Genomic DNA, 18,048 nt, shown 5'->3' on the forward strand with positions numbered 1-18,048 from the left:
CCCACTGTTTCCTGCGCTAGAAAGTTCTCCATGCAGATAGCTGTCGAATAGCTGTATAGCTGTATAGCTGTAGAAACTACAGCCGATGGGGATTGATGCGTTGAGGAGGCAGGGAGCGGACACAGGAGCCGTTATTTGCAGCAAACACCACTAATTCGCCATACTAGCGGACCGTAGAGCCGTTATTTGACCTGAATTAGCAGTTTAGTGCTAGTTTTGAAGCAAATAGCGTCATCTGAGTCCGCTAACCTCCCAAAAACACCTCGAAATCATGAAATAGCGGCTCCTGTGTCCGTTTAGTCGGGCTATGCGGTCTTTATGATCATGCTGCCACGCTATGTTGCCACCCAATGATACAATCCGCTTATCGCCCACTGTTTTTTGGCACAAAGCGCACTAAAAAACCGCTGATCCAGTCTCATCGACTAGGTAAGCGGTTTCTTATTGGTGTAGAACAAAAAAGGGTCGACTCAAAAGACATGAGAAAAATGACTTTTAGGACAACCCCCGCAATTCAACCTAGAAGTCTTAAAATACCGGATCTTTAAACATAGCCAGCTTCTCAAGCGAGCTCTTGTCTACATCCGCATGCAAGCTGTTGCCATGAGCGTCCATCGTTACAATGGCAGCAAAGCCTTCGACTTGAAGGTGCCACATTGCTTCAGGAATACCGAACTCCATGAAGTCAACTCCGTTGACACTCTTCATGCATTCCGCATAATATTGAGCTGCGCCGCCGATCGCATTCATGTAGACACCGCCATGCTCTTGAAGCGCTTTTAGGGTCTTCGCTCCCATGCCGCCCTTGCCAACTACCGCGCGGATGCCGAACTTCTTCATGATCTCGCCTTGGTAAGGCTCCTCACGAATACTTGTAGTCGGTCCAGCTGCTTTCACATGCCATCCCGCTTCATCCTTCAGCATAACCGGTCCGCAATGATAGATAACCGATCCTTCCAGATCAACCGGGCTGTCATTGTCGATTAAGTATTTGTGGAGCGCATCACGACCTGTATGCATCTCTCCGTTAATAATAACGACATCGCCTACACGCAGTGCGCGCACTTGCTCCTCGGTGATCGGCGTCGTTAACACAACTTGACGGCTCTCGGAATTAGCAGCTGCTCCTGCTTGATCAGCAGCGGCTTCTTCAGCGACTGGGTTCATCGGTACCGCTGTACCCCGCTCATAAACCCATTCCTTCAGCTCGCCAGTCTGGCTGTCGAGAATCACGCCTTGTCGGCGGTATGCCCAGCAGTTATAGGCCACCGAGACGAAAAAGCTTGCAGGCAATCGGTTCATCACGCCTACTTTACAGCCAAGCAGCGTCACTTCGCCTCCGAAGCCCATCGTTCCGATACCTAGCAGATTAGCCTTCTCCATAATATATTGTTCAAGCTGGTGAAGCTCAGGTATCGAATTCTGATCATCCACTGTTCGGAAGAGCTGCTGCTTGGCGAGCTCATAGCCAGTAGTACGGTCGCCGCCGATGCCCACGCCGATAAATCCAGCGCTGCAGCCTTGACCTTGCGCTTGGTACACCGCATGCATGATGCATTTGCGAATGCCATCAAGATCGCGGCCCGCCTTGCCTAAGCCTTCAAGTTCAGTTGGCAGGCTGTACTGTATATTTTTGTTCTCACAGCCGCCGCCCTTCAAGATCAGCTTCACTTCAATATCGTCTCGCTCCCACTGTTCGAAGTGGATGACAGGTGTTCCTGGTCCGAGATTGTCACCGCTGTTCGAGCCCGTTAGCGAATCGACCGAATTCGTCCGCAGCTTACCGTCCTTCGTCGCTTGTTTAACCGCTTCTCGAATCTCTCGCTTCATCTCGATCTGATTCGCGCTGATTGGCGTATGCACGATGAATGTCGGCATACCTGTATCTTGACAGATCGGAGAAACCTTCGTTTCCGCCATGCCGATATTGTTAGCAATCGTAGTCAATGACAGTCCCGAGCGGGTTGCTGCATTCTCGCGCTGCTGTGCTCGCTGGATAGCGCGCCGCACATCACCTGGCAGGTTCGTAGACGTTTCCACAATCAGCTCATAGACACTCTTCCCAAAATGTTGCAGCATTCTTACCTTACTCCCCTTTCCCTACATTCCGTCCCTTTGAATATGAATCTCGAAATAAGTCAGCTATGGAATGGAACCGTTAGTCAACTCACTCTATTCAAGAAAGTTCCAATAGTACTATAATAACATAAGGATGCTCCTAGGCGGACTTCTTTTCCAATTATATCTATATTAAAATTGATTATCTCGCTTTAATCACACTTTAGTCCCGGAAGGATGGATTCATAATGAGCAGCAACCTATTCTATGCCTACATGTATCGGTTAAAATATATTGAACGTTGGAGTCTAATGCGCAATACTACGAAGGAGAATGTCGCCGAGCATTCCTTCCATGTCGCCATGACAACACATCTGCTATGCACGATTGCGAATGAAGTCTTCCATCGCAATATCGACACGGGAAGAGCTGTAACGATGGCTTTATTTCATGATGCTACTGAAATATTCACCGGTGATATACCTACTCCCGTTAAGCATCATAACCCTCGAATCCTTGCAAACTTTAGAGAGATCGAGCAGTTGGCTGCAGAGCGGATTGTTGATATGATTCCCAGTGATATTCGACACGTGTATGAGCCACTCATTCATCCACAGCAAGAGGATGAGCTCAAACGTTATGTGAAAGCGGCAGACTTGATCGATGCTTACTTAAAATGCACGTTTGAATTAGCTGCGGGTAACGGAGAATTCGCTATCGCGAAGCAGCAGGCTGAGCAGAAGCTGTCTCAGCTTGGAATGGAAGAGGTCGATTACTTTATGACCACACTTGCCCCGAGCTTCAATATGACTTTGGATGAAATGTCGAATCCGATATAAACACAAAACGGCGACCGCTTAGAGGAGTAATATCCCTTCACGAGTCGCCGTTTCCTTCATAATGCACTTAGAATTCGTTAATGAGTTAAATCTGGTTGTAAACCATCAGAACGATGATCACAATATAGGATACGAATGCAAGCGAGCTGAACAGCTTCACTTTATCAAGAGCGGCATCATCTGTACGATTGCCCTTAGCGGCAGTTAAGCCTTTCTGAATCGCGCTTCCCATCATACCGCTGAATGCTCCAACGAGCAGGAAGATGACAGTGATAAGCATCATCCACAACACACTATATTTATCGCCAACACTCATCAAGTATCCGCCAGTGAACAATTGAACGATAAGCATAATTTGCCCGATGCGGTTCGCTTGCGTCATCGTTGATAGAACGCCTTCCTGTACTGCTGGAGATGAAGTCTTCAGCTTTCCTGTCATAAACGGTGCTATTGCATAAAAGCCCATCATAACTGCTCCTAAGATATGTATGAGCAAAAACGCTTGCCACATATTCGATTCCCTCCATAGTCATGTAATTTTATTTGATAAGTCTATTATAGTAGATATTACCCCTAAAAAGAAAGAAAGACACCACAACTATTTGTGGCGTCTTTCCGAATATCGCAGTAACATTTGTCACACTTGTTAATTATTTTATACTCGTGCGCCTTGAACGATTGAAATCACATTGCGAACTGATTCCGCAGATTTATCGAGTGCAGCCTTCTCAGCAGCTGTCAGCTCGATGTTCATAATCTTCTCGATACCGCCTCCACCCAGCACAGCAAGAACACCCATAAACAGGTTGTTATAGCCATACTCTCCTTCAAGCAGAGCAATAACCGGCAAGATTCGTTTCTTGTCCTTCAGAATAGCTTCCGTCATCTGAACAAGTGAAGCTGCTGGCGCATAATACGCGCTGCCATTGCCGAGCAAGTTGACGATTTCCCCCCCGCCAACACGCGTACGCGCAACGATTGCTTCAATACGATCTTGTGGAATCAAATTCTCAATGGGTACTCCGCCAACATTCGTATATCGAACGAGCGGCACCATATCGTCGCCATGTCCCCCCAACACGACGCCGCGCACATCTTCAACAGATACATTCAACTCTTGCGCAATAAATGTGCAATAGCGAGCTGTATCCAATACACCTGATTGACCAATGACACGATGTTTCGGGAAGCCAAGCGTCTCGAAAGCAGCAAAGGTCATTGCATCTACTGGATTACTGAGGATGATCACATAGGAATCTGGGCAATAGGTTTTGATATTCTCACAAACCGATCGTACAATTCCCGCATTCGTATTAACCAAGTCATCACGGCTCATTCCCGGCTTTCGGGCGATCCCAGCTGTGATGATGACGATGTCGGAACCAGTAGCATCTTCATAGTTAGAAGTACCGACAATGTTGCTATCGAAACCTTGAACCGGGCTAGCTTCAAGCATATCAAGCGCTTTGCCTTTAGTTGGGTTCTCTAGTTGCGGAATGTCCAGCAATACAACATCTCCAAGTTCCTTCTGCGCCAACATCAATGCTGTTGTAGCGCCCGTAAATCCTGCGCCGACAACCGTAATCTTGTTTCTACGAATCCCCATTACGCCTCAGTCTCCTTAGACCATATGATGGATGATTTCGTTCGCGAATTCGGAGCATTTGACTTCTGTTGCGCCTTCCATCAGGCGAGCGAAATCATATGTTACCTTCTTGTTATTGATCGCGGTTTCCATGCCCTTATAGATGAGATCAGCGGCTTCCTGCCAGCCCAGGTGTTCAAGAAGCATAACACCAGACAAGATAACGGAGCCAGGGTTAACAACATCCAAGTCAGCGTACTTAGGAGCCGTGCCATGAGTTGCTTCGAAGATGGCATGTCCTGTTAAGTAGTTGATATTCGCGCCTGGAGCGATGCCAATACCGCCAACTTGAGCAGCCAGCGCATCGGACAAATAGTCGCCATTGAGGTTGAGGGTAGCAATCACGTCAAAGTCAGTAGGACGTGTCAGCACTTGTTGAAGCGCGATATCAGCAATGGCATCCTTAACCAGGATCTTGCCAGCTGCAAGCGCGTCTGCTTGCGCTTTGTTAGCTGCGTCAACGCCTTGCTCAGCCTTGATGCGATCGTATTGATCCCAAGTGAAGGTCTTGTCCGCGAACTCTTCTTCAGCAACTTCATATCCCCAGTTCTTAAAGGCGCCTTCTGTGAACTTCATGATGTTGCCCTTATGAACGAGTGTTACGCTCTTACGGTTATGCGCGATTGCATATTCAATCGCTGCGCGAACTAGACGCTTCGAGCCTTCCGATGATACTGGCTTGATGCCGATACCAGATGTTTCTGGGAAGCGAATCTTCTTAACGCCCATCTCTTGTTGAAGGAACGCAAGCACCTTCTTCACTTCTTCAGATCCGGAGGCGTATTCGATACCAGCGTAGATATCTTCTGTATTCTCACGGAAAATGACCATATCCACCAACTCAGGACGTTTAACCGGAGAAGGCACGCCATCGAAGTAACGAACAGGGCGCAGGCAAGTATACAGATCTAGCTCTTGGCGAAGAGCTACGTTCAGAGAGCGAATGCCGCCGCCGATTGGTGTAGTCAATGGACCTTTAATTGCTACGATATATTCTCGAATAGCTTCCAGCGTATCATTAGGCAGCCATTCACCATACGCGTTGAATGCTTTCTCGCCAGCAAATACTTCATACCAAGCAATCTTGCGCTCACCATTGTATGCTTTCTCTACTGCAGCATCGAGAACACGCTTGGATGCGCGCCATATATCGCGACCTGTACCGTCACCCTCGATGAACGGAATGATTGGATGATTGGGCACTTGCAATTTACCATTGTCAATCGTGATCTGATCGCCTTCAGTAGGTAGTGCGAATTTGTCTAATTGCAGCATAATTGACGTTCCTCCTCTTCATATATTGCCGCTTGAGCCCGTAAGAGCACAGTTCGGCATATCTACAAACATGTGACGGGAGCTACAAGCCCCTAACTCATTGTAGCAACCCGTCGTTTCAAGTGGCAAGCAAGTAATAATTTTCCTAACCGCTTATCGTTCTTCAATCGGCAGGTACACCTGATGCAATGGTCCTGTGTACTCCGCGCGAGGGCGAATGATACGGTTATTCTCGTATTGCTCCAGAATATGCGCTGTCCAACCGGACATACGGCTAATCGCAAAGATTGGCGTGAACAGGTCGCGCGGGATGCGCAGCATCGTATAGACAGAAGCGGAATAGAAGTCAACATTCGGCTTCAGGCCCTTCTGACCTGTTACCAGCTCCTCAATTCGAGTGCTCATGTAGTACAGATCCAGATTGTTGTTCATCTTGCCCAGTTCCTCGGACATCTTCTGCAGATGCTTGGCGCGTGGATCTCCATTCTTGTATACTCGATGACCAAAGCCCATGACCTTCTCTTTATTGTCCAGCTTAGCTTGGATATAATCATCCACATTGCTGCTGGAACCGATATCATCGAGCATAATCATGACGGCTTCGTTCGCGCCGCCATGCAATGGGCCCTTAAGAGCACCGAGAGCTGAAGTAATACCGGAATAGATGTCAGACAATGTCGCCACAGTTACACGTGCAGCGAAAGTAGAAGCATTCAATTCATGATCAGCATGCAGTACAAGCGCTTTGTCCATCGCTTCAAACGCGCTTGCAGAAGGTTCTTCACCGTTCAGCATATAGAGGAAGTTCCAGGCGAGCGATTGTCCTTTGCGCGGTGCGATCGGCTCTTTGCCTTGGCGGATTCGGCTATATGCGGCTACGATCGTTCCTATTTTCGCTTGGAGTTTAATAGCTTTATTCAGATTCGCTTCAGGTGTCATATCGTTAGCTGTTTCATCATACAGAGCGAGAGCGGATACTGTGGACCGCAATACAGCCATAGTATTAGAATCTGCTGGGAACAGCTTCAATTGCTCTATGATTGAAGAAGGCAGTGTTGCATATTCATCCAGCTTGGCTCGCAGGCCGGATAATTCCTCTTGAGTCGGGAGCTTACCATACCACAATAAATAAATGACTTCTTCAAAAGTAGCGTTATCTGCTAAATCATCGATGTTATATCCGCGATACGTCAACACGCCATCGATAATGGAGCTGATCGATGAAGCTGCGGCAACAATACCTTCTAATCCCTTAGTTGCTGTCATGCATTCCCTCTCCTTTGCACATATGTTCAACTTTTCGATGATCATAAATTCCGATATTACCTTTTTCGAGTCCAATCTATAAATAAAGCACTTAAATATTTCTATACTAAATCATAATGGATTTTGTCGGTACTGTGAACGCTTTCTGCACAAAATCTGGATAGAAATGCTTTATCACTCAGACAAGAAATTATTATTTTTAATCATCTCAACAGCTTTATTTCAAAATTAATATATTTAGAGATGAATAACAAGGAAATAAGTGGATTTAATATACAAAGGTTGTAAACGCTCGCAAATTCTTTTTTCATGATGATACTCACAATAATGCGCATGTCCGTTATAGCGAGCTGCATAGAATAAAAAATAACTCGTACATGCTTGCGATCTAGCTGAAATATCACATGAACATGAAGGTGGATTAATCTGAAGGAGGCGGATACACTCGTGGAACATCCCTTTCTGATGAGGTTGTGGCGGGGTTTTTGGGTCATTATAGCTTCCGTCTCTATCTTTGTTGCCAGCTGTTATATCCTCCCGCTCGTCTATCCGTTTCTATTCGCATGGTTTATTGCCACGCTTCTGAATCCAATAGTGAATGGCATGCAGCGAATGCTCAAGTTTCCAAGATGGTTGAGCGTGACTGTCGCCTTATCAGTGTTCACAGCCTCCATGCTGACGATTGCGGCTGCGGTAATCACTCGAATCATTAAAGAAATCATTACACTGAGCCTATCTATTCAACAATACTTAGACATATGGAGCGAATTGTTTATTCATTTGGTAGAGAAAGAAGAAGTGCAGTCATTTATCCAGACGATCAATGCTTTATATAAAGATAATCCGAATATACAAGATACAATCAACAACAATATTTCCAGGACGACGGAAACCGTGACCAGCACGATCGCAGAATGGATCACCCGGTTTCTCAATGGAATAGTCGGTATTCTGTCAAGCCTGCCTAATATCGCTACAATAGCCATCGTCGTCATTCTTGCCGCATTCTTCATCAGCAAGGACTGGAAACAATGGCTTGAGATCCTTACTCGGATCTTATCTGAGCGTTTTCGCAAACCGATTCGCACAATCTGGGGCGACCTGAAGAAGGCGCTGTTCGGATACTTGCGCGCGCAATTTATTATGATCTCCATTACGGCTGTTGTGGTCATCATTGGACTCATGATCTTGAAGGTGCAGTATGCGGTGACGATTGGTCTCTTGATTGGACTCGTTGATTTGCTGCCCTATCTTGGGGTAGGCTTCGCGATGGTGCCTTGGATGGTGTATCAATTGACAATTGGCGATGTATCTTTAGGTGTAGGATTAAGTATCTTATATTCCATCGTTCTTATAGCGCGGCAAATTATCGAACCGAAGGTGCTTGCTTCCAGTGTAGGTCTGGATCCGCTCGTTACACTGTTTGCCATGTTTGTAGGGCTTAAGCTGTTTGGGGTTCTAGGATTGATCATAGGGCCTGTCTCGGTAGTATTGCTGGCCGCAGTCCATCGTGCTCAAGTCTTCCATGATCTGCGCAATTATATTATGACGGGAAGGCGATAGCATGGCTGTTCGTATCTAACGGCACATCACGATGAAACACGTTTAGACGGGAGCGCTGACTATAAACATTGCGCATTAAAAAAGCAACCCGGAGTCACCTCCAGATTGCTGTCATTGTACTGTACTTTCGACCAATCGTACATCGCTCGTTAGAAGCGACGGAAAGTAATCCCTTGTCCGTTCTTCATCTTCTTCTCTATCCACTTCAAGAGATAGTGGCGATAGATCGGTCTTGTCAGCGGGAATACCAATGTAAATCCGATGATATCGGAGAAAAAGCCCGGCGTCAGCAGCATGATGCCGCCGATCATGATGCAGAGCCCGTCGATCATCGTGCGGCCAGGAACCTGCCCTGCCTGCATCTGAGAGTTTGCTGACTGCCACACCTGCTTGAATTCATGTCTTGCGATGATTGCGCCGATTACACCTGTTAATAAGATCAACAGCAGCGTATTCCATATCCCTACCCAGTCACTAACCATCATGAAGCCTGTAACTTCAATTGCTGGTACGAGAACGAGAACTAATAATACCCATATCATAAATGTCCACCTTTCCATCAACCCTGATCGGCATCGAATCTGTGCCTACTTCTCACTAACTCCAATTCGCTGCAACATTGACCATACTTCAGGCTGCTCACGATCGATTCGCACCGGCTTCCAATTGGTGCTGCTCACCCACGCGTGCGAAGTGCCGCCTTCCACTAGCATATCCCCAATCGGTTGGTTAACCCAGCCATGAGTATTAAGCTTCTCAACCTGAGATTCATCAATACGGCACACAACGGATTTAAAAGCCATCCGTATCGGGGCAAATGACCCTAATCGGGTATAAATCACGACTAGATCATCATACTTGGCAGGGCGCTTATATGCAACATTCAAGCTTGTAACCGGAAACAGCAAGCCTTGAGCTTCAAGCTCTCTGTATTCGATGCCAAGAGCTCTTATCCATTCAGTACGTCCAACTTCGAACCAGGTTACATAATTGCCGTGAAAGACAACATCCATGCGGTCTGTCTCTTGATAGCGCACACGGATAACATGCCCATACCAAGGCGTTTCTCCAGATGGCTCTGAGCTCCATATATTCGATTGTTCCATGTGCTTATCTTCTCCTTTGCGTTCCTCAATTAGGTATATGGATACAACAAGAGCAATGGCTGTCTATCCCATTGCTCTTGTTGGTCATGCTATTAGTTTAGGATCAAACGTTGCTATTAGTTGCAGCTAGATCCGATTCGAGTTACTTTAACGAGGTTAGTTGAACCTGCGCAGCCTACTGGTACACCTGCTGTGATAACAACTAGGTCGCCATTGGATACGAGGCCTGTATTAACTCCGCCTTCAAGCGCGATATCAAACATTTGATCAGTTGTTGTTGCGATTTCGCCTTTAACTGGGTAAGCTCCCCATACAAGCGAAATACGGCGCATAACCTTCTCGGAAGATGTAACCGCGATGATCGGTGCTTTCGGACGGTACTTGGATACCATACGAGCTGTATAGCCTGTTTGAGTCGAGCTGATAATTGCTTTCGCGTCTAGATCAAGCGCAGAGTTCGCAACAGCTTGGCTGATTGCATCTGTAATTGTTACTTGCTGCTTGGAGCTTTGACGATTCAAGATCTCGCGATAATCGAGAGCAGATTCAGCTTTCTCAGCGATGCGGGACATCGTCAGAACGGATTCAACTGGATATTTACCAGCAGCCGTTTCGCCGGACAACATGATTGCATCTGTACCGTCAAAGATCGCATTTGCAACGTCGCTCGCTTCAGCGCGAGTCGGACGAGGGTTGCGCTGCATTGAATCAAGCATTTGAGTTGCTGTAATGACTGGCTTGCCAGCCAAGTTACATTTTTCGATCATGCGCTTCTGTACGAGCGGTACATCTTCAGCAGGGATCTCAACGCCGAGGTCACCACGAGCAACCATCAAGCCGTCAGACACTTCAAGAATCTCGTCGAGGTTTTCAACGCCTTCATGATTCTCAATCTTCGAGATGATATGAATGTCAGCATTATGCTCTTCAAGAAGCTTGCGAATTTCCATGACGTCGCTTGCCTTACGAACGAAGGATGCAGCGATAAAATCAAGGCCTTGCTCGATAGCGAAACGAATATCGTTAGCGTCTTTCTCTGTAATACCTGGCAGAGAAATGCTCACGCCTGGAACGTTAACACCTTTACGGCTCTTGATTGTGCCGCCGTTAACAATCTTACACTTGATCTCAGTTCTATCAGTACCTACCACAGTCAAGCCGATCAAACCGTCATCGATCAAAATAGTGGATCCTACTTCGACATCGCTCGGCAGATCTTTATATGTAACCGAGATACGGTGCTTGTCTCCTAAAATTTCTTCAGTAGTAAGTGTCAAGAATTCATCTTGAACCAATTCAATCGGCTCTTCAGCCAAAACACCAGTACGGATCTCTGGACCCTTAGTATCAAGCAAAATGGCAACAGTCTTGTTCAGTTCCTTGCTAGCTTGACGAATGTTAACGATACGCTTGCCGTGTTCTTCATAATCACCATGAGAAAAGTTCAAGCGAGCTACATTCATCCCAGCCAGAATAAGCTGTTTCAACTTGTCCAAGGATTCACTTGCAGGACCAATGGTACATACAATTTTCGTTTTGCGCATTCAGGGTTTCCTCCAATTGTTAGGCTCTCTAATGTCTCTAAATTTCAAAAAACGCATGGCATTCAACTATCTAATTTACTATATTAATCTTCATTTGTATATGAGGATCATCATAATTATAAGTTTTACCAGCAAAACTTGCTTTATGTTTGACAACTTTTAGATCAAATTAACGTTTTGAACTTCCCTATCTTGCGGAATTTCTCATAACGATCCTCACGAAGCTCATCAGCTGTCATCGGCATTAGCTCCGCCAGATGCTTAATAAGCGCCTTCTTGACCTCTTCAGAAGCGGCCGGTACATCCTTATGAGCTCCGCCTTGCGGTTCAGGAATAACTTCCTCTACGATCTCCATCTCACGAAGATCATCCGCGGTAATCTTCATGGCTTCAGCCGCTTGATCCGCCTTCGACGCGTCCTTCCACAAGATCGAAGCTGCGCCATTCGGAGATATGACTGAATAGATCGCGTTCTCCAGCATAAGCACGCGATTGCCTACGCCAAGCGCAAGTGCTCCGCCGCTGCCGCCTTCGCCGATCACGACACAGATAACAGGAACGCCGAGCATCGCCATATCGCGCAGATTACGCGCGATCGCCTCTGATTGACCTCGCTCTTCCGCTGTATTGCCGGGATATGCACCCTTCGTATCGATAAATGTAATGATCGGACGACCAAACTTGTCAGCCTGCTGCATCAATCTCAGCGCTTTGCGGAAGCCATCTGGATGAGGACTGCCGAAGAATCGCGCGATGTTGTCCTTCGTATCCTTACCTCGCTGATGGCCAATAACCGTAACAGGGACACCGCTTAAGCGAGCTATGCCGCCCACAATGGCAAGATCGTCGCCGAATAAACGGTCGCCGTGCAGCTCGACGAAGTCAGTGAATACATGAGATATGAAATCAAGCGTCGTTGGACGCTGTTGATGACGGGCCAGATGCATCTTCTGCGGAGGAGTAATGTTCGTATAGATCTCCTCTGCCAGCCGCTTATAGCGTTCCTCCAAACGGTTGATCTCTTCAGAAAAATCGATGTTTTTCTCTTCACCAAACCGTTTAAGCTCCGCAATCTTCGCCTTCAGCTCTTTCAAAGGCTGCTCAAAGGGCAACTCAACCGCCATCCACAATCTCTCCTTTCACCGTATGCAGATCGATCAGCTTCGTCAGCGTTTGACGCATGTCCTTACGCGGCACGACAAGATCGATTTGTCCGTGCTTCAGGTTGAATTCTGCTGTCTGGAAATCATCCGGCAGCTTCTGCCGAATCGTCTGTTCAATAACGATTCGACCAGCAAAGCCAATTACAGCTCCAGGCTCAGCAATAATAATATCGCCGAGCATCGCAAAGCTCGCAGATACACCGCCCATCGTCGGATCGGTAAATACAGATATATACAAACCGCCGTTATCATGAAACTTGGCTAGCGCTGCGCTAGTCTTCGCCATCTGCATAAGACTTAGTATACTTTCTTGCATACGAGCTCCGCCTGAGGTAGAGAATATAATGAGCGGATACTGCTTCTGCATAGCAGTCTCGATCGCCCGAGTAATCTTCTCACCCACAGCGGACCCCATGCTTCCGCTGAAGAAATCAAAGCTCATCACCGCAATAACGACTGGGAATCCACCGATTGTGCCTTCTCCCGTGATCACAGCTTCTTTGAGGCCTGACTTAGCGGCCTGCTGTTCTAATTTCTTAGCGTAGCCCGGAAATTCCAAGGGGTCTTCCGATACGATATCTGTGTCATATTCGAAGATACGCCCATCGTCCAGTGTCATTTGCACGCGCTCAAAAGCACTCAGGCGCATATGATGGCCGCAATTAGAGCATACCTTTAAGTTCTTTTCCAGTTCTTTATGATATTGGATCGTGCCGCACTTCGCGCACTTATTCATCAAGCCCTCTGGAATCTCTCGCTTAGGAAGATTCGGAGTATTTGCATCATCACGCACGGATGGAACCGTTGCATACTTTTTCTTTTTTTGAAATAAGTCTTTTAACACCCGTTACACCTCTTTGAGCGTGATTTTACTGCAGCCGCTGGAGTAATCAATATACTCATCGTCTCTCTGCGGGCAGCATGTCCGTTTTCAGACAACAAAAAGCGGCTGGCTGAACAATCTCAACGTTCAACAATCAGCCGTACTACGCATGCAAGATCGAGTTAAGCACTTCTTGAACTTCCTCTACTTCACCTGAAGGCACCAGCACTTCAAACTGTTGCTTAGACATATGAATTGGACGGACTCTTACCATAAAGCCTTCTTCCGTCAATCTGGTGTGAATCCTCTCTGCAATTTTGGCAGTCGGAGCGATGTAGATAACTGTCCACATTCGCGTTTGACCTCCCTAATGTCCCAATAGAACGTGTGTATAATGTCACTATGATAACATAATTTCCATTTTGATCGCAACCAAACACCATGCAGATATGCTTAGGAAACGTTACCCTCTATTGGATGAATAACACTGAGATACCTCAACCTTAAATTGTAGAATCCGCAGTATAAGTGTTTGCCTTCTTATCCTGATGAGCAATTCGCGAGGACGCTGCTGCCGCTATTCCCGCTACTAGATCATCGAGAAAGACATGAACTTGCTGCTTGTTATTGTTCAGTTCACGCAGGATGCCCATCTTGGATTTATCCAAATAGCCGAAGCTTGTCAAACCGATCATTCCATACATGCTTGTAATGCCCAGGGCTAATGTTTCGTCAACGCCGTACAAGGACTCATCCGCTTCCAGCATCGACTGCAGCGGCTCGGGCAACTTCTTCTGCTCTGCCATAAGATCAAGCGCTATTCCTGTGAACAAGGTGTATTGGACCTCTCGTTTCTGCAGAACCGCCTTGACACTATCGAGACACTGATCCAATTCTAATGTGGAGTTATACGGCAACTGCAGCTCCAATACGATTTCCGCAATGGCGGAGAGAGGCACACCGCGCTGTTCCAGCCATCTTATCGCAACATCATAGGTCAAAGGCATTCCCTCCCCTCTTCCTGCAAGCGAGACCTTGTCTCGCGAAAACAGGTGTAAATAAGTGTATGCAGGAAGCTTGGGAAAGGTGAATGCAATTCGTCGATCGAGGTGAAATAATTGCTGGACCCGCGCTACTTCACGCGGACAGCGCCTTCGCCGCAGATCGCTTCAATCCGCCGGAATAATTCTGGTGAAGGCTTGACGGCATAAGCATCGGAGAGCGCGCGAAGCTGCTGCTCGCGCTCGTAGAAGAGCACGGTCGCGAGCGACCCGGGATGCGCCTGAATGAGCGCCTTCAGCTCATTCAGAAGCTCGGCTCGCTCGCGGTCCGCCGCGATCTTGATGTAGACGCGCTGCGAAGCGGTGGGCTTGCGCTCGCCCGTGCGAGCGGACGCCGGCGCCTCGGCTTGAGGCGCTGGGCGGTTCGGCGCGGCGCCTGGGGAAGGCGAAGCCTCCCGGGCGGCGGAACGCGCCTCGCGGCGGGCTGGGCTGCCGCCGCCATTGGCAGCAGCAGCGCCGCGGCGCCTTCCGCGCGCTCGCGCGGACAGATGCGCCACCGCGCGCAGCTCCAGCGGCGCTACCTCATGGGCCAGCAGCTTGAAGCCTTCGTCCTGCTGCTGGACCTTAGCGTGCACCGCCACCAGCGCGCCCTTCGCCACCAGCGGCTTCGCGCGCCGCCATACTTCCGGAAACAGCACGACTTCCGTCCGCTCGATCCGATCCTCAAGCTCGATGAACGCCATCGGCTTGCCTTTCTTTGTCATGATGACACGTTCCGACACAACCATGCCCGCGACCACGCAATCACTCTCATCCGGTGCCTCATGCAGGTCGACGATGCGGTCCGCATCGCTCTTCTCCAGCAGCTCCGCATAATCATCAAGCGGATGTCCGGACAAGTACATGCCAAGCAGCTCGCGCTCCATCTCCAGCTGCTGCGCCATCGTAAAGGGCTGCACATTCGGCGGCTCGATCGTCCAGTTGTTCACCTCTACGAAGTTGAACAGCTGAATCTGCAGATCTTCCCGCTCCTTGCGCCATTTCGCCGCTGTATCTAGCGTCTCATCCAGCATGGCCAGCAGCTGCGCCCGATGGCCTGGCAGCGTGTCGAATGCCCCCGCTTGGATCAGCGATTCAATCACGCGGCGGTTGCACACCCGCAGATCTACACGCTTGCAGAAATCGAGCATATCCTTATACGGCTCATTCTGGCGTTCCTTAATGATGCTGTCGATGGCGAGCGTTCCTACATTCTTGATCGCGGCTAACCCGAAGCGAATCGCGCCTTCGCCAGGCGTAAAGGTCAGCTCGCTCTTATTAATATCAGGAGGCAGTACAGGTATCGTCCCCCGCCTGCAATCCTCGATGTATTCCGCTGTCTTGCGATGATTGCCCATGTTCGCCGTTAGCATCGAAGCCATGAACTCTGTCGGATAATGAGTCTTCAAATATGCGGTCTGGAACGCAAGCACAGCATAAGCCGCCGCATGCGCGCGCGGGAAACCGTAATCCGCAAAGCGCACGATCATGTCGTACACGCGATTCGCATCTTCCTCCGAATAGCCCTGATTGCAGCTTCCTTCAACAAAGTGCTTTCGCTCCTGATCCAGCACTTCCCGCTTCTTCTTCGATACCGCGCGGCGCAGCAGATCCGCTTCACCTAGCCGGAAGCCCGCCATGCGCGAAGCAATCTGCATGATCTGCTCCTGATATACGATAATGCCGTACGTGTCCTTCAGGATCGGCTCCAGATCAGGATGCGGGTACTCTACAGGCTTCCTGCCATGCTTGCTGTCGATATAGTTCGGTATAAACTCCATCGGACCCGGTCGATACAGCGCAAGTACCGAGATAATCTCCTCGAACTCAGTCGGCTTCATCTCGCGCAGCACTCGTCGAACGCCCGCAGACTCCAGCTGAAATAATCCTGTCGTATCTCCGCGCCCAAGCAGCTCATACGTGCTTGGGTCACGATCATCTATCCGATCCAGATCTACCGCGGCGCCTTCACGCAGCTTGATCCACGCCTGCGTTCGCTCAATAATCGACAGCGTGCGCAAGCCGAGAAAGTCCATCTTGAGCATCCCGATGGATTCCAGATGCTCCATAGAATACTGCGTCAGCGGTGTATGCTCGGTCCCCGCCTGCAGCGGCACATAATGCGTCAGCGGCTCTGGACTGATCACAACGCCCGCGGCATGCGTAGAGGCGTGACGAGGCATCCCTTCCACCTTGATCGCCATATCGAGCAGCTCGCGAATCCGCATATCCTTCGCCTGCCATTCTACAAGATCCGGACTCGCCTTAAGCGCACCCTCCAGCGTCATCCCCAGCTGGTGCGGGATCAGCTTCGCTGTCTTATCGGTATCATTGTATGGCACATTCAATACTCGCCCCACATCGCGTACAGCCGCGCGTGCCGCCATCGTTCCAAAGGTAATGATCTGTGCCACATGATCTTGGCCATACTTATCAACGACGTAGCTGATCACCTCGTCACGACGCTCGTCGTTGAAGTCGATATCGATATCCGGCATCGTTATCCGCTCCGGATTCAGGAACCGTTCGAAGATCAGCTTATACTTCAGCGGATCCACATTCGTGATCTTCAGCGTATACGCGACCAGACTTCCCGCTGAAGAGCCCCGCCCCGGTCCTGTCATAATGCCAAGCTCATGCGCTCGGCGTATAAAGTCCCATACGATTAAGAAATAATCGGCAAAGCCCATCTGATTAATCGTCGCAAGCTCAAAGTTCATGCGCTCCACTGCATGACGCCGATATTCTTCATCCGCCCATTCGCTCAATGACCCATACCGATCCGCGAGCCCCTGCTCACAGAGCTGACGCAAATACTCCCCCGCATCCAGTCCCTCGGGAATCGGCTTGAATGCCGGCAGAACCGAGTGGCCGAACTCCAGCTCCACCTGGCACATATCCGCGATCCGCACCGTATTCGCCAACGCTTCCGGAACATGCGCAAACAACGCCTTCATCTCATCCGCGCTCTTAAAGTACAGTTGATCCGTTCCGAAGCGCAGCCTGCCTTCCTCTTCAACCGTCTTCCCTGTGCCGATGCATATCAGCACATCTTGAACCGCGGAATCGGATTGCTCCATATAATGCACATCATTCGTACACACCAACGGTATATTCAGTTCCTTGGACAGCTCAATCAGGCCGAGGTTCACCTTCTTCTGTTCTGGAAGCCCGTGATCCTGAAGCTCCAGATAGAAGCCATCCTTGAATATATCCGCATAGCGCAGCGCGGCTTCTCGCGCAGCTTCGGTTCTGTCATTCAGCACATGCTGCGATACTTCGCTGCCGAGACATGCGCTCGTTGCGATAATCCCCTCTGAATAAGTCCGCAGTGTATCCATATCTACACGTGGTTTATAATGAAAGCCTTCCAGATGGCCTATACTCGATAATTTCATCAAATTGCGATAGCCCTGCATATTCTTCGCCAGCAGGATCAAGTGGTAGATCGGTTGATCCTTGCGTGAGCCTTTATCATGAAGCGAGCCCGTCGTTACATAAGCCTCCATCCCGAGGATTGGCTTAATTCCATGCTTCATACAAGCTTTATAAAATGCAATCGTACCATACATGACGCCATGATCGGTCAAAGCGAGTGCCTTCATTCCGTACTGAGCGGCCTTCGCAGTCAGCATTTCTATTCGTGCAGCCCCGTCCAATAAGCTGAATTCACTATGCACGTGCAAATGAACAAACTGATTCATGTGTCCCCTCCGTTCAACCCGA

Annotated in this window: 15 protein-coding genes; 2 read left to right on the top strand and 13 right to left on the bottom strand. The window is 48.8% G+C overall.

Going from position 1 to position 18,048, the window contains the following annotated elements:
- Positions 1 to 528 precede the first annotated feature (528 nt).
- Positions 529 to 2,079, bottom strand: a complete 1,551-nt coding sequence (locus AC3WTP_RS18165; protein ID WP_492396047.1) for a fumarate hydratase — start codon at positions 2,077 to 2,079, stop codon at positions 529 to 531.
- 227 nt (positions 2,080 to 2,306) lie between these two features.
- Between AC3WTP_RS18165 and yfbR the strand changes: the two genes are divergently transcribed.
- Positions 2,307 to 2,897, top strand: a complete 591-nt coding sequence (gene yfbR / locus AC3WTP_RS18170) for a 5'-deoxynucleotidase (RefSeq protein ID WP_492396048.1) — start codon at positions 2,307 to 2,309, stop codon at positions 2,895 to 2,897.
- Positions 2,898 to 2,982: 85 nt separating this feature from the next.
- On the opposite strand, the gene AC3WTP_RS18175 is transcribed toward yfbR, so the two are convergent.
- From AC3WTP_RS18175 to citZ, 4 genes are all read right to left on the bottom strand, one after another.
- Positions 2,983 to 3,408, bottom strand: a complete 426-nt coding sequence (locus AC3WTP_RS18175; protein WP_492396049.1) for a hypothetical protein — start codon at positions 3,406 to 3,408, stop codon at positions 2,983 to 2,985.
- Positions 3,409 to 3,552: 144 nt separating this feature from the next.
- The gene (gene mdh, locus AC3WTP_RS18180; RefSeq protein WP_492396050.1) at positions 3,553 to 4,503 is read right to left on the bottom strand and encodes a malate dehydrogenase; all 951 of its coding nucleotides are present in this window, start codon (positions 4,501 to 4,503) and stop codon (positions 3,553 to 3,555) included.
- Positions 4,504 to 4,518: 15 nt separating this feature from the next.
- Positions 4,519 to 5,817, bottom strand: a complete 1,299-nt coding sequence (icd, locus tag AC3WTP_RS18185) for an NADP-dependent isocitrate dehydrogenase (protein ID WP_492396051.1) — start codon at positions 5,815 to 5,817, stop codon at positions 4,519 to 4,521.
- Positions 5,818 to 5,970: 153 nt separating this feature from the next.
- On the bottom strand, positions 5,971 to 7,083 hold the full coding sequence (citZ, locus tag AC3WTP_RS18190) for a citrate synthase (RefSeq protein WP_492396052.1): 1,113 nt from the start codon (positions 7,081 to 7,083) through the stop codon (positions 5,971 to 5,973).
- 447 nt (positions 7,084 to 7,530) lie between these two features.
- Between citZ and ytvI the strand changes: the two genes are divergently transcribed.
- Positions 7,531 to 8,646 (top strand): sporulation integral membrane protein YtvI, encoded by a 1,116-nt coding sequence (gene ytvI / locus AC3WTP_RS18195; RefSeq protein WP_492396053.1) that lies wholly within the window; start codon positions 7,531 to 7,533, stop codon positions 8,644 to 8,646.
- A gap of 149 nt (positions 8,647 to 8,795) precedes the next feature.
- Here the strand turns inward: ytvI and AC3WTP_RS18200 are convergent, their stop codons facing one another.
- The 8 genes from AC3WTP_RS18200 to AC3WTP_RS18235 form a co-directional block, all read right to left on the bottom strand.
- Positions 8,796 to 9,188, bottom strand: a complete 393-nt coding sequence (locus AC3WTP_RS18200; protein WP_492396054.1) for an FxsA family protein — start codon at positions 9,186 to 9,188, stop codon at positions 8,796 to 8,798.
- Between the two features lie 45 nt (positions 9,189 to 9,233).
- Positions 9,234 to 9,752, bottom strand: coding sequence for an acyl-CoA thioesterase (locus tag AC3WTP_RS18205; protein ID WP_492396055.1), 519 nt, complete (start codon positions 9,750 to 9,752; stop codon positions 9,234 to 9,236).
- 116 nt (positions 9,753 to 9,868) lie between these two features.
- Positions 9,869 to 11,296: a pyruvate kinase gene (gene pyk / locus AC3WTP_RS18210; protein WP_492396056.1), complete on the bottom strand. Its 1,428-nt coding sequence runs from the start codon at positions 11,294 to 11,296 to the stop codon at positions 9,869 to 9,871.
- A gap of 164 nt (positions 11,297 to 11,460) precedes the next feature.
- Positions 11,461 to 12,420 (bottom strand): acetyl-CoA carboxylase carboxyltransferase subunit alpha, encoded by a 960-nt coding sequence (locus AC3WTP_RS18215; protein ID WP_492396057.1) that lies wholly within the window; start codon positions 12,418 to 12,420, stop codon positions 11,461 to 11,463.
- Positions 12,410 to 13,303 carry an acetyl-CoA carboxylase, carboxyltransferase subunit beta gene (gene accD, locus AC3WTP_RS18220; RefSeq protein WP_492396058.1) on the bottom strand — a complete coding sequence of 298 codons (894 nt, stop codon included), beginning with the start codon at positions 13,301 to 13,303 and terminating at the stop codon, positions 12,410 to 12,412. The genes AC3WTP_RS18215 and accD overlap by 11 nt, the downstream gene beginning before the upstream one ends.
- Before the next feature lie 142 nt (positions 13,304 to 13,445).
- Positions 13,446 to 13,634: a glutamate decarboxylase gene (locus AC3WTP_RS18225; protein ID WP_458566867.1), complete on the bottom strand. Its 189-nt coding sequence runs from the start codon at positions 13,632 to 13,634 to the stop codon at positions 13,446 to 13,448.
- Positions 13,635 to 13,785: 151 nt separating this feature from the next.
- Positions 13,786 to 14,289, bottom strand: a complete 504-nt coding sequence (locus tag AC3WTP_RS18230) for a phosphatidylglycerophosphatase A family protein (protein WP_492396059.1) — start codon at positions 14,287 to 14,289, stop codon at positions 13,786 to 13,788.
- Positions 14,290 to 14,414: 125 nt separating this feature from the next.
- Positions 14,415 to 18,026, bottom strand: coding sequence for a DNA polymerase III subunit alpha (locus tag AC3WTP_RS18235; RefSeq protein WP_492396060.1), 3,612 nt, complete (start codon positions 18,024 to 18,026; stop codon positions 14,415 to 14,417).
- Positions 18,027 to 18,048 lie beyond the last annotated feature (22 nt).

This window comes from Paenibacillus sp. EB106-04-04-XG159, from assembly GCF_058791835.1.